Raw genomic sequence first — 13922 nt, forward strand, 5'->3', positions numbered from 1 at the left:
CGTGCCTCCGTTGGGATATTCGATGTCACCGGTACTGCCGGACCCGCCCGAGTGACGGGGACAGGGCCACGGACAGCAGCCCGAGCAGCAGCACGGCGCTGCCGAGAGTGGCCAGGGTGTCGGTGAGCGCGGCCGGCGGTGCCGGCCATGCCACCGCGGTGGCGAGGAACGGGCGCGCGGCGAGGTGCGCCCCGAGCGCGACGGCCAGCACGACGCACAGCCGTCCGTAGCCGCCGTGCCCCGCCAGGACGAAGATCAGGAAACAGGCGCCGGTGAGGGCCACCTGTGCGGCGGCCATCGCGGCGGCCGCCGGGGTGAGCGAGTCGGCGTGCCGCAGCGCGGCGAGCAGCGCCACCGCGGCCACGGCCGCGACGAGGCAGCAGGCGCCGACGTCCGCGGCCAGCATCAGCCAGATCCGCCGCCGGAAGCGCCGCGGACCCCACGGGTCGTGCAGCAGGTCCCGCGTCCGCTCGCCGAACCGGCGGGCCCGCCACTCCACGAACCCCATCGACACGACCAGCGGCAGCGCCGCGACGAGCACGTCGAAGTCACCCGCCAGGTGCGGCACCTGCCCCTGCAGGATCAGTGCCGCCAGCAGCGCGGTGTGGGCGACCACCAGCGTGAAGGTGACCCAGCGGCCGCGCATCACAGCCCGCATGCCCCGCCCCGCCGGCGTCCCCGGCACCAGCAGTGCCCGCCTGACGGCGACGGCGAAGGTCACCGCGACGCAGACCACGGCGGTCCCGAGCGTGACCGCCGGCATCCGCCGCTCGCCCAGGGCGAACACGGCCCCGGCGACCACGGCCGGCGACATGAGCGCCACCAGCCAGATCTCGTCGCGCAGGTACAGCAGCAGGGTGCTGGCCAGCTGGTAGGCCGTCACGGCCGGCACCAGGAACGCCACCGCCGCACCGCCGCCGTCCGTGACGGCGATGAGCGCACCGAGCAGTGCCGCCACCCCGACGCCGGTGAGCGCCGACCGCGCCAGGAAGCGGCCCGCGGCGCGCTCGTCGCCGGCGTTGACGTGTTGGTACGCGAGCCAGGTGATGCCCCCGGCCCACACCCAGCCCAGCAGCCCGGCCGCGACGATGGCGAGCACCGGCGGGCGCGGCTGCGTGACCGCGGCGACGGCCGGGAACAGCACGACCGGCAGCAGGTACAGCGCGCCGTGGCACAGCTCCCGCAGTACCTGGCCGAACTCCCGGTGCCGGGCCGTCCGCCGGGGCGGGCGATGGAGGAGGCCGGCCAGGCGCACCCGCACCTCGTGGGCCAGCTCGAACACGTCCTGGTAACCGAACTGCACCCGTGCGGCGCGGTCGGTGACGCCCTGCGCCTCCAGCATCGCGGCCACCTGCAGGCCGTCGACGAACCGGCCGCCGCTGCGGGCACGGATCTCGGCGACGAGGCCGTCGACCGGGTCCGTGCTGGGCTCCGGCTGTACGAGCATCGGTTCCAGCCCGGTGATCGGCATCTCGATCGTGTCGTCGGTCGCCAGCCCGCGGGCCATGACCGCCATCGACGTGAGCCGGCCGCCGGCCGCCGCCGCGCCGCTCACCGGCGGATCCTGGCGGTGGTGTCATGGACGTCCCACAGCCCCCGGGTCCGCTGCGCGCCGCCGCGACGGACCGCTTCCGTCCGGGACGCCGGGTCCAGGGCGGACGCGGGGCCGCACAGGTCGGCGGCGGCGACCCGCCCGACGGCGGTCCGCCGCGCCGCACCGGTCGGGCCGCGCTCCAGGCGCGGCGCCACCAGCCGCTCGTACAGGCCACGGTAGGCGGCCAGCGACTGGGTCAGGGTGAACCGGTCCAGGACCCGCTGCCGTGCCTCGGCGGCCATCCGGTGCCGCAGCTCGGGGTCGCGCAGCAGGGTCACGCACGCGTCGGCGACGGCGTCGACGTCCCGCGGCGGGACCACGAACCCGGCGTCGCCCACCGCCTCGGACACCCCGCCGACGTTGGTGCACACCATGGTCCGGCCGCAGGCCATCGCCTCGATGACCGTGTACGGGAAGCCCTCGGAGATGCTGGTGAGCGCGACGATGCTGCCGCTGTGGTACGCCTCGACCAGGTCGGGCGCGTTGCCCTCCAGACGTGCGGCGCCGGTCAGCCCCAGCCGCTCGACGAGGGCGAGGCAGCTGTCGCGGTACCGCAGGTCGGTGGCCGAGCCGTAGATGCGCAGCCGGGCGCCGGGCACCCGGTCCCGGACCACGGCGAAGGCCCGGATCAGCGTGTGCAGGTCCTTCAGCGGGTCAACCCGTCCGACGAAGACGACCGTCGGCTCGTCCGGCTCGGTCTTCGCGCTGGGGAACAGCTCCGGCGCGACGCCGTTGTACATCGTCCACATGCGGTCCGGGTCCGCCCCGTTGCGCAACTGCCAGCGGCGGTTGTACGCCGAGTGCGGCGCGAGCGCGTCGGCGAGGTGGTACGCGGCGCCGGCGACGCTGCGGTGGAACCCCAGCAGCAGCACCGTGACCGGGTGCGGCAGGTCGCCGTGCAGCTGCTCCAGGTACCGCTCGCGCAGGTACACCCCGTGCTCGGAGATCAGCAACGGCGTGTCGTGCGTCCACTTCGCCGTCATCCCGACGAGCGCCGACAGGCCGTTCATCGCGCAGTGCACCACGTCGGCGCGGGTCGGCGGCACGGTGAGCGGGCGCAGCATGTGCCCGATCAGCCTGGCCGCCTGCGCCGCGTCGGCCAGCGTGAGCCGCATCGGCCGGCCGGCCAGCGCCGGGTGGTCGGCGCCCAGCGCGACCCCGACGTCGCGCCACCGGTCCTGCATCGCGCCGAGCGCGGCGTTCGAGCCGATCGCCGCGGCCAGGTCGCCGCCGTCCGCCGCGAACTCGTACAGGCCGCGCAGCGCGAGCAGGAACCGGCTGCGCTGGACCGTCGCCCGGTCCGGGCTCGGGTCCGGCGGCGTGATCAGCGCGGTGAGGAACGCGTCGTACGCGGCGTGGAACACCGTGGTGGGGCGCCCCCGGGCGGGCCGGCGGCGAGCGCCGCCGGCACACCACAGCGGGATCGAGACCACCCGGTCGAGATTGGCCGGGCGTTCCCAGCGGGAGCGCTCACTGCCGTCGACGGTGAGCGCCACCACCTCCCACCGGTACTCGGGCATGCCGCGCAGCAGCTGGTCGCACCACACGCTGACCCCGCCGTGCGCGAACGGATAGGTGCCCTCGGACACCAGGGCCACCTTCACGACCGCGGACTCGCCGGGACGGTCACCGCGGTGCCGGCGGACAGCGTGAGCTTCGAGGAGACCTCGGTGCCGTACGTGCTCGCCCCCGCCGCCGTCACGCCGCTCACGGTGAGCGCGCCCGCCAGCGGTGACGTCACGGTGACCGTGCGGGCCGCCGGGTCGTACACCGCGTCGACGTTGCCGCGGACCTGTGCGAAGTGCGCGATGCGGTGCGTCGCGTAGGCGCTCAGCGCCGTCCAGTCCGGGTTGAGGACCGGCACCGAGTAATAGCCGCTGTACTTGGCGAGGACCTGCTCCAGCCAGTCGGTGGCCAGGGTCCTGCCGGCGCCGTAGTCACGCAGGTTCGCGATGTGGAACGTGTGCGAGTACAACGACCCGGTGGTGAGGTGGCTCAACGCGACGTCGGTCTCGTAGTCGAGCATCTGGGCGTAGGTGAGGTTCGTGGGCCAGTACGGGAAGCGTCCGCCGGGCCCGTAGTACGAGTTGTAGAACGCGATCTGCTCCGCCGGTGTCGTCGTGTGGTACGCGATGTTCGTCGGCCAGTCGGGGACGATCGTGATCCCGGGCGACAGCGGGTGGACCTTGCCGCAGTTGAAGCAGTCGGGCACGTGGCTGGCGAAGGACATGTTGCCGTGCACGTACCGCACGCCCAGATCCCGGGCCGCGTCGAGGAACTGCTGGTTGGACGCGGCGAGCCCGTAGTCCGTCGGCGGGTTCACGTCGTCGTCCGGGTTCGGGTTGTACACGCCGAGCCCCGAGTACTCGCCGGTCTTGAGGACCGCGTCGGGCTGCGCCAGCCCCAGCCGGGTGGCGACCCTGCGGTTGGCGGAGATCTCGTTCGCGCTCGTGGCGTAGTCGGTGGTGTTCAGCTCCAGGTGGGTGAACGTGTGGTTGATCCACCGGAACTTCTTGGACAGGCACCGGGTGGTCGCGGTGAGCGTGGCGACGCCGCCGTTCGGGCTGCACCGCGCGCCCGAGGTCAGGTCCGCGTCATTGCCGTTGTACGCCAGGTTGAACGTGAAGTTCGACGCGAGCGGGTAGGCGCCGCGCAGTGCGGTGAGGCGCTGGTCGGTGTTGTACGCGTCGTGGCCCGACATCTGGAAGCCCGGGTCGGACTCGACGTGCCCGTCGGGGAAGTAGTGGTCGGCGGTGTTGAACCAGTCGTCGACGTCCACGTTGATGAAGTGCCGCTGCTCGCCGAGGAACAGCCCGCGGCTCGCCCACCGCAACAGGCCGTACGTCAGCAGGCTCGCCTGCAGGAGGTACTGGTTGGAGGTGAACGTGAGCGCCATCCGCTCGCGGCCGTCCGTGGACGTGGTGCGCACGGCGAGCACGTCGCCGCCGTTGACGAGGATCGGGTCGGCGGCGCAGCCGCTGGCGATGCGGGTGCGGTACACGTACGACTGCATGATCGGCACCCGGGCCGTCGACTTGAGGTAGTCGAAGACGCCGGCGCCGGTCGCCGTCAGGGACGCCGGCAGCGCGGTGTCGCCGACGGTGCCCTCGCTGGACGGGGACAGGCAGTAGCTCTCCGGCCAGGCGCCGGAGCTGGTGTAGAGGCTCACCTGGCGGACGGCGTAGTCCCGCTCGTAGGCCCACAGCAGGTTCCACTCGTCGGCGTCGAGGCCGCTGACGTACCCGCCGTCGCTGGCGTACATCAGCATGCTGCTGGTCAGCAGGACCGCGTTGTACCGCCCGGTGCCGTCGGGCCGGACCAGGGACGCGGCGGTCAGGGACTGGTCCTTGCTGAGCAGGACGTCATACGCGGCGCCGGTCCGGTTCAGCATCGAGGTCCAGGTGTCGACGCCCCAGTCGGCGCCGTCGACGCCGACGACGAGCGCGCGGAGGCCGACCTTGCCGTTCGCCGGCGCGGCGAGCGTGGACGGGCCGGCCGACTGCCCGGTGGTGGACTTCTGCGTGTCGGTGCGCAGGGTCAGGTCGCGTTGCAGGGGCACCGCGCCCTTCGTCGTCGGCAGGGGTGCGCCGGGATCGGTGACCTTGCGCGGCGCGGGCTCGCCGAGGACGAGGGTGTGCCCGCCGTCGTGGGGCGCCTGCTGGCGCCCCGGTTGCAGGGCGGCGGCCTGGTGTGCCCCGCTCATGACGAGGGTGGCGCACAGGGCGGCAGCGGCGGACACCCGGAGCAACAACCGGGTGCCTGGCGTTCGTGCCGTGATCATGAAAACTCCGGTCGGCTCGAAATGCGATTGGTTCACAACGTCGCGGCGCGGCGAAATCGCGCACGGAAAGCACCGCGGGGCATCCGGCGAATGCGTGCCCAGCGGGAAATTGAATGGGACGAACCGATGTTACGAGGCAGTTAAAGAAGTGGGATTCGACCGCTGCATGAGATCGTGGGTGGGCGGATTCCTCACCCCGTGCCGCGGGTCCGCGGCGGCAGGCCTACGACATCCGGTCGCGGAACCGGAACACCATGGCCGACCAGCCGGTGTCCGGGGTGCCGCCGTCGAGGGCGGTGCTGATCGCCCGCTCCTCGAAGGCGAAGTGCGACTCCAGGATGGCCGCCAGCCCGTCGAGCTCGCCGCTGACCGCGGCCGTGTCGACGGCGGGGGAGGAGGCCAGCTCGGCGACGCGGGACAGGATCCAGGCGATCATGCCGTGGTCCTCGACGAGCTTGGCGACGGTGCCGGACAGGTCGGGTCGTTGCCGGAGCAGCTCGGCGAACATGCCCGCGTCCTCGCCCTGGTGGTGGGCGGTCACCGCGGCGCAGAAGGCGAGGCAGTGTGACGGCAGGTCCCGGCGCAGACCGGCCCGCAGGTCCCGGAGTTGGTGGCGCAGTGCGTCGTGTGCCTGCGCGAGCTGTGCGCTGAGCGCGACCGCGCGGTCGTGGGTGGCCAACGGATGGCGTCCTTCGGTTGCACACCTCCATGCCTGACGCTGACCGTCACCGGCACGCGATGCTGCGACCATCCGATCATGCCCCGCCGGGCGGCGCAAGCACGTCAGGTGCCCGCCAGACCGATCATGCCCCGCCGGGCGGCGCAAGCACGGTCAGGCGCCCGCCAGGTACCCCGCCAGGTGGTCGACCACCTCGCGGGCGTCGTCCTCGATGCCGTGGATGAACGTGGACCTGCGCCGCCGCAGCACCGGCAGGCCCAGCGCGTACAGGCCCGGGCTGGGCAGCACGCCGCCGTCGTGGTCCAGCCGGCCCTTGGCGTCCACGACGGGGACGTCGAGCCAGTCGTACCCGGGACGGAACCCGGTCGCCCAGACGACGCTGCGGATCTCGCCCGACCCGAGGTCCAGCTGCAGCCGGGAGGTGGGCGGCACCGCGGTCGGCGCGAACCGCTCCCCGGTGCCGCCGGCGAACGCGTCGAACGTGTCCAGCAGGCGGTGCAGCTTCAGGTCGGCGAGGGCGAACACGTTGCGCAGCCCGCCGGAGAACAGGGCCCGCCCGTCGCGGACCGCCGCCCAGCGGCCGACGAGCGAGACGCCGAGGGCGGTGAGCGCGTTGAGGTCGACGCTGGAGCGGTCCGGGGTGCCGGCCAGCTGCGGCGACGGCAGCCGGCGGGCGCGGGTCAGGTCGTCGATCTCGTCGTAGCGCTGGTCCCACACCCCGGAGGCGTCCATCCACCAGAGGATGTCGCGGCCACGGTACATGCGCGGCAGGCGGGTGTGCTCGCCGACGGACAGCGTGACCGGCCGGCCGGAGCGCTGCAGCTCCGCGGCGAGCTGCACACCGGTCGCCGAGGCCCCGACGACGAGCACGCCGCCGTCGGGGAGCTTGGCGGGGTCGCGGTAGTCGAACGGCGTGAACTGCTCGACGGAGGACGGCACCGCCTCGTGGAAGGCGGGCACCACGGGCCGGTTGCAGGCCCCGCTGGCGATGACCACGGCGCGGCACCGCAGCGGGCCGGTGCTGGTCGTGACCAGGTAGCCGTCGCCGGTCCGCCGCACCGACGTGACCTCCGTGCCGGTCCGCACGGGGGCGGCCGTGGCGGCGGCGAACCGCTCGAGGAGGTCGACGACCTCACCCATCGTCATGTACCCGTCGGGGTCGGGGCCGTCGTAGGGCAGCCCCGGCAGGCGGGACTGCCAGTTGGGGGTGAGCAGGCGCAGCGAGTCCCATCGCTCCCGGCGCCACGAGTTGGCGACCTCGCCGCGCTCCAGCACGACGTGGTCGATCGACCGCTCGCGCAGGAAATGGCTGGCGGCGAGGCCGGCGTGCCCGGCGCCGACGACGACGGCGGTGACGTCCAACGGTGAACCCTCAGGCCACTTCGACGGTGACGTCGGTCGGGTTGGTGAGGGCGTCGAAGACGGCGGAGCGCTTCTGGGACTGCGCGACGAGCGCCTCGATCTCCTCCTTGGAGGCGTCGGCGTCGATGGTGAAGGTCACCTTGATGCCGTTGAACCCGTTGCGCACGTCGGCGTCGGCGCCGAGGATGCCGCGGATGTCGTGCTTGCCCTCCACGACGGCGTCGACGGAGCGCAGCTGGATGCCCCGGTTCTGCGCGACGGACGCCACGCCCGCGGTCAGGCAGCCGGCGAGGCCGACGAGCAGGTACTCGATCGGGGTGATGCCGTTGTCCTCGGCGGCGAACACGGCCGGGTGGTCGGCGTCGAACACCGACTCGTTCTTGTGGCTCTGCTCCTGGCCGAGGCCGTAGAACTGCTGCACGCGGGTCGTGCTGTGCACGCCGTGCTCCCACTTCGACGTGGCCCGCCAGGTGAACTGCGCCGCCTCGGGCGCGCCCTGCAGCGCAGTGCGCGCCTCGAGCAGGGCCTGGACGTTGACGCCGTTCTCAACCGTGGTCATGAAGTTGACGCCCCTCTCACGTTAGCAAACAACCCTAATCCCCATCGGGATGGTTGACAGTACCTCGGCTTCCTGGCGACGGCTATGATCGCCACCATGACTTCAGCCTCGACCCGTGCGGCCGGCTCGGTCGGCGTCGTCGAGACACGGTACGCCGACCTGCCGGCGCCCGTCCCGCTCGATTGCGGCCGGGAGCTGCCGGTGCGGGTGGCATACGAGACGTACGGGACGTTGTCCCCCGAACGGGACAACGTCATCCTGGTGTGCCACGCCCTCAGCGGCGACGCGCACGCGGCCGGGCAGTCGGCGAAGCCGCGGGAGAGCGCCCGCGACGGCTTCGGCGCCGAGGACCGCGACGGCACCGCCGGCAAGGGTCTCGGATGGTGGGACGGCATGATCGGCCCGGGCAAGGCGTTCGACACGGACCGGTACTTCGTGGTGTCGACGAACCTGCTCGGTGGCTGCGGCGGCACCACCGGCCCGGCGTCGATCGACCCGGCGACGGGCCGCCCCTACGGCGCGGACTTCCCCGTGATCACCGTCGCTGACATGGTACGGACCGAGCGGGCGCTCCTCGACGTGCTCGGCATCGGGCGCCTGGCCGCGGTCGCCGGCGGCTCGCTCGGCGGGATGCAGGCGCTGCAGTGGGCGGTGACGTACCCGGACCAGGTCGACGCCGTGGTCGTGATCGCCAGCACGCACGCGCTGCACCCGCAGGGCCTGTCGTGGAACGCGATCGCCCGCGACGCGATCATGCGCGACCCGGACTGGCAGGGCGGCCGGTACTACGGCACCGGCCGCAGACCCGACGCCGGCATGGGCGTGGCCCGGATGGTCGGGCACGTCACCTACCTGTCGGCGGCGTCGATGGGCGACAGGTTCGGCCGGCGGCTGCAGTCCTCCGCCGACGTCCGGTACACGATCACCGACGCCGAGTTCCAGGTCGAGAGCTACCTGCGGCACCAGGCGGAGACGTTCGTGCGGCGCTTCGACGCCAACACCTACCTGTACACGTCCCGCGCCCTGACCTACTTCGACCTGGCCCGCCAGCACGGCGACGGGTCACTGGCCAAGGCCCTGGAGAGCGTGCGGGCCAGGGCGCTGCTGATCGCGTTCAGCTCCGACTGGCTGTACCCACCGCAGGCGTCGCGGGAGATCCACGACGCGCTGCGCGCGCTCGGCAAGCCGTCCGAGCTGCACGTGATCGACGCGCCGTACGGGCACGACTGCTTCCTGCTGGAGGAGGCCCGGCAGACACCGATCATCCGGGCGTTCCTGGGACTGGACGAGAACGACGAGGAAGAGGCACCGTGACCGACAGACCGCTGCGTGCCGAGGAGGCCCGGGAGTTCGGGTTCGAGACCCGCCAGCTGCACGCCGGGCAGCGCCCCGACCCCAACACCGGCGCCCGGGCCGTGCCGATCTTCCAGACGACCAGCTATGTCTTCGAGGACCCCGAGTCCGCCGCGGCGTACTTCAACCTGCAGGAGTACGGCAACACGTACTCGCGCATCATGAACCCGACGGTCGCCGTGTTCGAGGAGCGGGTCGCGAACCTGGAGGGCGGCAGCGGGGCGGTCGCCTTCGCCAGCGGCATCGCCGCGCAGGCCGCCGCGCTGTTCACCCTGCTGCAGCCCGGTGACCACGTGGTGTCGTCCTCCGCGCTGTACGGCGGCACCGTGAACCAGTTCAAGCACCTGCTGCGCAAGATGAGCGTGGACGTGACCTGGGTCGACCCCGACGACCCGCAGGCGTGGCGCGCGGCGGTCCGCGACACCACGAAGGCGTTCTTCGGCGAGACGATCGGCAACCCGTCGGGCAACGTGCTGGACATCGAGACCCTCGCCGGCATCGCGCACGAGCACGACCTGCCGCTGATCGTGGACAACACGTTCGCCACGCCGTACCTGTGCCGCCCGATCGAGTGGGGCGCCGACATCGTCATCCACTCGGCGACGAAGTTCATCGGCGGCCACGGCACCAGCATCGGCGGCGTGGTGGTGGAGGCGGGCACGTTCAACTGGTCCAACGGCCGGTTCCCGGTGGTCGCCGACCCGTCGCCGGCGTATCACGGCCTGCAGTTCCACGAGACGTTCGGCACGTACGGTTACCTCATGAAGCTGCGCGCCGAGACGCTGCGGGACCTCGGCGCGGCGCTGTCGCCGTTCAACGCGTTTCTGTTCCTGCAGGGGCTGGAGACGCTGTCGCTGCGCATGGACCGGCACGTCGCCAACGCGCGCAAGGTCGCGGAGTTCCTGGAGGGCCACGACCTGGCGTCGAACGTGACCTACCCCGGCCTGCCCGGCAGCCGGTACCGCCCGCTGGTGGACAAGTACCTGCCGCTCGGCGCGGGTGCGGTGTTCTCCTTCGAGTGCGCCGGCGGCCGCGACGGCGGGCAGGACCTGATCCGGGGCGTGTCGCTGTGGTCGCACCTGGCCAACGTCGGCGACGCGAAGAGCCTCATCATCCACCCGGCGAGCACCACCCACCGCCAGCTCAGCGACGCCGAGCTGCGCGCCGCCGGGGTCGCCCCGGGCACGGTGCGGCTGTCCGTCGGCACCGAGTCCGTCGACGACCTGATCTGGGACCTCGAGCAGGGCTTCGCGAACGTGAAGGCAGGCTGACATGACCGACCTCGCCAGGTACCAGGACCCGCTGACCATCCAGCGGGTCCTGCACGGCGCGAAGACCATCGCCATCGTCGGGCTGTCCGGCAACGAGCTGCGCGCCAGCCACTTCGTCGGCTACTACCTCAAGCGGCACGGGTACCGGGTGATCCCGGTGAACCCGCGCGAGCCGCGGATCCTGGGCGAGACCAGCTACCCGAGCCTGCCCGACGTCCCGGTCCCGGTCGACATCGTCAACGTGTTCCGCGCCCCGGACGCCCTGCCGGGCATCGCCCGCGACGCCGTGGCGATCGGCGCGACGACGCTGTGGACGCAGTTCGGCGTCATCAACGCCGAGGGCGCGCGGATCGCCGCCGACGGCGGGCTGACCGTCATCATGGACCGGTGCCTGAAGGTCGAGCACGCCAGGTACGTGGGCCGGATGCACTGGCTCGGCTTCAACACCCAGCGCATCACGGCCGTCCGCGGCGGCCTGCAGTAACGCGACCCACGAACCACGGACCGGCCGAGGTCAGCAGCCGCAGCCACCTCCGCCGCAGCCGCAGCCCGTCCCGGCCGCGGCGGCGCGCCGGGCGCCGCGGCGGCGGTGCAGCCACCACATGCCCAGCGCCGTGCCGGCGAGCACCGCGGAGGCGGCGAGGAGGGTCCGCTGGAGGACCGCGGCGCCGGCGGCGGTGAGCACGCCGGCGGCGATGAGCAGCGGCAGGGCGCAGCAGGCGGCGCAGGCCAGGACGGCGAGCCCGCCGGTGACCTTGCTGCGGGTCGGCGGCAGGTCGTCGACCGGCGGGCGGTGCAGGGGGACGACGGGCAGGTTCACGCGGACGCTCCGGCGGTGCCCGTGGCCGGCGACGGGACCGGGCTGCCGGTGCGGGCGTCGACGGCCTCGGCGGGGCCCTGGAGCGCCGCGGCCGCCCGGCCGGCGAGGGAGGCCAGGACGTCGGCGTACCGGTCCGGGACCCGCACGTCCAGGGTGAGCGCCTCGCCGCCGCCGGCCGGCTGGCCGGTGACGGCGACGGTGAAGGCGAAGAACGAGCAGCACGCGGTCTCCCGGGCGGCGAGGTCCCGCACCGTGGCGGCGAGGCCGGCCGGGCCGCTCAGCCGCAGCCGCGCATGGGTCGGCGTGACCGTTTCCACGGCGCGGACCGCCGTGCTGAACAGGGCGTCGAACTCGGCCAGCCGCAACGGTTGCTCGACCGTCGGCAACGTGCACGCGTCAGGGACGACGAAGGACATCACAGGCTCCTGACCTTGGCGTACGGCACCCGGGCGGGGCCGTACGCCAACGGTAAGCCTGTACCTGGGTACCGGATGCAAGTCCCGGCGGCCCGGGTCAGAGGTCGTGGCCGGCGGTGCTGTCGACGTGGGCGGGCACCGCGCCGTCGTGGCGGTCGCCGGTGCTGACGGTGCCGGACGGCTCGAACATGAGGATCGCCCCGCCGGGCGACGACGGGCGGTGCTCGACGCCGCGCGGCACGACGAACGTGTCACCCTGGCGCAGGGTCACGGTGCGCTCGCCGTGCTCGTCGCGGATCGCGACGTCGAACTGCCCGTCCAGGACGAGGAAGAACTCGTCGGTGTGCTCGTGCACGTGCCAGACGTGCTCGCCCAGGGTGTGCGCGATCCGCACGTCGTAGTCGTTGACGCGGGCCACGATCCGCGGGCTGTACACGTCGTCGAAGGAGGCCAGGGCCTCGGTGAGGTTCACCGGTCGCATGCCTGGCAGTGTGCGTCAGGGCGCCCGCGGGCGTCTTGTACGTTCCTGATCAGTGGTGCTGGGCGAGTTGGATGAGGTTGCCGCAGGTGTCGTCGAAGGTGGCGACGGTCACCGGCCCCATGTCGGTCGGCTCCTGGGTGAAGACGACGCCGAGGGCGCGCATCCGCTCGTGCTCCTTGCGCACGTCGTCGACGGCGAACGAGGTGAAGGGGATGCCGTCCTCGACCAGCGCCGCCCGGAACGGCCCGACCGCCGGGTGGGCGGCCGGCTCGAGGACCAGCTCGACGCCGTCGGGGTGCTCCGGGGACACCACGGTCAGCCAGCTGTGCTCGCCCATCGGGATGTCGTGCTTCTTCACGAAACCGAGGACCTCGGTGTAGAAGCGCAGCGCCTTGGCCTGGTCGTCGACGAACAGGCTGGCCAGGTTGATGATCATGACGGGTCCTTCGCTGGGTTCAGCCACCGCCGCACGATGTCGTGCAGTGGCGTGGTGTCGAGGTGATGGAACTTGTACCGGCCCTCCCGCCGCACCACGACCAGCCCGGCCGCCTCCAGCAGCTCCAGGTGTTGCGAGATCGCCTGGCGGGAGGAGCTGATCTGGTGCTTCACGGTCAGGCGGCCGCAGAGCTCGAACAACGTCTGACCGTCGCGATCGGTCAGCTCGTCGAGGATCGCCCGGCGGGTCGGGTCGGCGAGCGCTTTGAAGAGATCGCCCACGCCGACCATGATAGGCAAGTATCTGCTTGCATATCAAGCAACCCGGCCACCTGACCTGCCCCGCGGTGCCATGATGATCAGGTACGAGGTGAGAGGAGCCCCGATGCGTGGCACGTACATCGGCCGCGACCGGATGCTGATCGATCTGGTCTACGGCGGCATGCTCGTCGTCCCCGCCGACGACTACAGCCTCATGCCGGCGCTCACCACGCGGGGCGCGATCGAGCCGCCGCTGACGAAGTTCTTCGCCGGGCACGTGAAGGCCGGTCACACCATCGTCGACGTCGGCGCCAACGTCGGCTACTTCACCGTCCTGGCCGCGAAGCTGGTCGGCGCCGAGGGGCGCGTCATCGCGTTCGAGGCCAACCCGGTGACCTGCGACCTGCTCAAGGACAACCTGTCGCTGAACTGGCTGACCGACCACGACATCACGGTGCGCACCGAGGCGGCGTACTCGGACAACACGACCGTCAAGTTCCACGCCTCGGCGAAGTTCGTCGGCGACTCCTCCATCCAGGAGCGCCCGGCGCACGCGCACCGGCTCGACGAGATCACCATGATCGAGGTGCCGGCGGTGCGCCTCGACGACGCCCTCGCCGACCTGCCCGTCATCGACCTGCTGAAGATCGACATCGAGGGCGGGGAGTTCCACGCGTTCACCGGCATGATGAACCTGATCAAGGAGGACCGGATCCGGCGGATCGTGTTCGAGTGGAACGCGGTCATGCTCGGCGCCGACACCGAGCGCTTCGCCGCCCTGCTGCGCACCGTCCGCGACGAGTACGGTGGCGCGTTCCGCGCGCTCGACCAGGAGGGCCAGCCGACCCCGGTCGCGATCGACGACCTCGTCAAGGTGCCCTTCTACCCGTTCGCAGTCATCGAGCTGTAA

The 13922-nt window shown here is 72.2% G+C and carries 15 protein-coding genes; 4 read left to right on the top strand and 11 right to left on the bottom strand.

What is annotated here, in order from left to right; all coding sequences use genetic code 11:
• Positions 1 to 25 precede the first annotated feature (25 nt).
• From OP18_RS28390 to OP18_RS28415, 6 genes are all read right to left on the bottom strand, one after another.
• Entirely contained in the window at positions 26 to 1555 is a 1530-nt protein-coding gene (locus tag OP18_RS28390; RefSeq protein WP_033362123.1) for a hypothetical protein, read from the bottom strand.
• On the bottom strand, positions 1552 to 3183 hold the full coding sequence (gene pelF, locus OP18_RS28395) for a GT4 family glycosyltransferase PelF (RefSeq protein ID WP_245635549.1): 1632 nt from the start codon (positions 3181 to 3183) through the stop codon (positions 1552 to 1554). Before pelF ends, OP18_RS28390 begins: the two co-directional genes overlap by 4 nt.
• An 11-nt stretch (positions 3184 to 3194) precedes the next feature.
• Entirely contained in the window at positions 3195 to 5297 is a 2103-nt protein-coding gene (locus OP18_RS28400) for an Agd3-related carbohydrate deacetylase (RefSeq protein WP_156089855.1), read from the bottom strand.
• A gap of 301 nt (positions 5298 to 5598) precedes the next feature.
• Positions 5599 to 6054 (bottom strand): hemerythrin domain-containing protein, encoded by a 456-nt coding sequence (locus OP18_RS28405; RefSeq protein ID WP_033362125.1) that lies wholly within the window; start codon positions 6052 to 6054, stop codon positions 5599 to 5601.
• A gap of 153 nt (positions 6055 to 6207) precedes the next feature.
• Positions 6208 to 7416, bottom strand: a complete 1209-nt coding sequence (locus OP18_RS28410) for an NAD(P)-binding domain-containing protein (RefSeq protein WP_033362126.1) — start codon at positions 7414 to 7416, stop codon at positions 6208 to 6210.
• Positions 7417 to 7426: 10 nt separating this feature from the next.
• Entirely contained in the window at positions 7427 to 7975 is a 549-nt protein-coding gene (locus tag OP18_RS28415; RefSeq protein WP_033362127.1) for an OsmC family protein, read from the bottom strand.
• A gap of 96 nt (positions 7976 to 8071) precedes the next feature.
• On the opposite strand from OP18_RS28415, the gene metX reads away from it, so the two are divergent.
• From metX to OP18_RS28430, 3 genes are read left to right on the top strand one after another with little or no spacing between them, the layout of a single operon-like run.
• On the top strand, positions 8072 to 9289 hold the full coding sequence (gene metX / locus OP18_RS28420; RefSeq protein WP_033362170.1) for a homoserine O-acetyltransferase MetX: 1218 nt from the start codon (positions 8072 to 8074) through the stop codon (positions 9287 to 9289).
• Positions 9286 to 10599 carry an O-acetylhomoserine aminocarboxypropyltransferase/cysteine synthase family protein gene (locus OP18_RS28425; protein WP_033362128.1) on the top strand — a complete coding sequence of 438 codons (1314 nt, stop codon included), beginning with the start codon at positions 9286 to 9288 and terminating at the stop codon, positions 10597 to 10599. The genes metX and OP18_RS28425 overlap by 4 nt, the downstream gene beginning before the upstream one ends.
• A 1-nt stretch (position 10600) precedes the next feature.
• Complete coding sequence (locus tag OP18_RS28430) at positions 10601 to 11083, top strand: CoA-binding protein (protein WP_033362129.1); 483 nt, start codon at positions 10601 to 10603, stop codon at positions 11081 to 11083.
• 30 nt (positions 11084 to 11113) lie between these two features.
• Here the strand turns inward: OP18_RS28430 and OP18_RS28435 are convergent, their stop codons facing one another.
• The 5 genes from OP18_RS28435 to OP18_RS28455 form a co-directional block, all read right to left on the bottom strand.
• Positions 11114 to 11419 (bottom strand): hypothetical protein, encoded by a 306-nt coding sequence (locus OP18_RS28435; protein ID WP_033362130.1) that lies wholly within the window; start codon positions 11417 to 11419, stop codon positions 11114 to 11116.
• Positions 11416 to 11835 carry a hypothetical protein gene (locus tag OP18_RS28440; protein ID WP_052387487.1) on the bottom strand — a complete coding sequence of 140 codons (420 nt, stop codon included), beginning with the start codon at positions 11833 to 11835 and terminating at the stop codon, positions 11416 to 11418. Before OP18_RS28440 ends, OP18_RS28435 begins: the two co-directional genes overlap by 4 nt.
• A 97-nt stretch (positions 11836 to 11932) precedes the next feature.
• The gene (locus tag OP18_RS28445) at positions 11933 to 12316 is read right to left on the bottom strand and encodes a cupin domain-containing protein (protein WP_033362131.1); all 384 of its coding nucleotides are present in this window, start codon (positions 12314 to 12316) and stop codon (positions 11933 to 11935) included.
• Between the two features lie 49 nt (positions 12317 to 12365).
• Positions 12366 to 12752: a VOC family protein gene (locus tag OP18_RS28450; protein WP_033362132.1), complete on the bottom strand. Its 387-nt coding sequence runs from the start codon at positions 12750 to 12752 to the stop codon at positions 12366 to 12368.
• Positions 12749 to 13042: an ArsR/SmtB family transcription factor gene (locus tag OP18_RS28455; RefSeq protein WP_033362133.1), complete on the bottom strand. Its 294-nt coding sequence runs from the start codon at positions 13040 to 13042 to the stop codon at positions 12749 to 12751. Before OP18_RS28455 ends, OP18_RS28450 begins: the two co-directional genes overlap by 4 nt.
• 94 nt (positions 13043 to 13136) lie before the next feature.
• Between OP18_RS28455 and OP18_RS28460 the strand changes: the two genes are divergently transcribed.
• Positions 13137 to 13922, top strand: a complete 786-nt coding sequence (locus tag OP18_RS28460) for an FkbM family methyltransferase (protein WP_033362134.1) — start codon at positions 13137 to 13139, stop codon at positions 13920 to 13922.

The sequence above is a fragment of the Dactylosporangium aurantiacum genome (assembly GCF_000716715.1).
Lineage (GTDB): Bacteria > Actinomycetota > Actinomycetes > Mycobacteriales > Micromonosporaceae > Dactylosporangium > Dactylosporangium aurantiacum.

Bases quoted from the DNA above. Each gene is read 5' to 3' on its own strand.
- OP18_RS28460 (WP_033362134.1), top strand. From the start codon at position 13,137: ATGCGTGGCACGTACATCGGCCGCGACCGGATGCTGATCGATCTGGTC.
- OP18_RS28450 (WP_033362132.1), bottom strand. From the start codon at position 12,752: ATGATCATCAACCTGGCCAGCCTGTTCGTCGACGACCAGGCCAAGGCG.
- OP18_RS28430 (WP_033362129.1), top strand. From the start codon at position 10,601: ATGACCGACCTCGCCAGGTACCAGGACCCGCTGACCATCCAGCGGGTC.
- OP18_RS28445 (WP_033362131.1), bottom strand. From the start codon at position 12,316: ATGCGACCGGTGAACCTCACCGAGGCCCTGGCCTCCTTCGACGACGTG.
- OP18_RS28440 (WP_052387487.1), bottom strand. From the start codon at position 11,835: ATGTCCTTCGTCGTCCCTGACGCGTGCACGTTGCCGACGGTCGAGCAA.
- OP18_RS28455 (WP_033362133.1), bottom strand. From the start codon at position 13,042: ATGGTCGGCGTGGGCGATCTCTTCAAAGCGCTCGCCGACCCGACCCGC.
- OP18_RS28400 (WP_156089855.1), bottom strand. From the start codon at position 5,297: ATGAGCGGGGCACACCAGGCCGCCGCCCTGCAACCGGGGCGCCAGCAG.
- metX (WP_033362170.1), top strand. From the start codon at position 8,072: ATGACTTCAGCCTCGACCCGTGCGGCCGGCTCGGTCGGCGTCGTCGAG.
- OP18_RS28415 (WP_033362127.1), bottom strand. From the start codon at position 7,975: ATGACCACGGTTGAGAACGGCGTCAACGTCCAGGCCCTGCTCGAGGCG.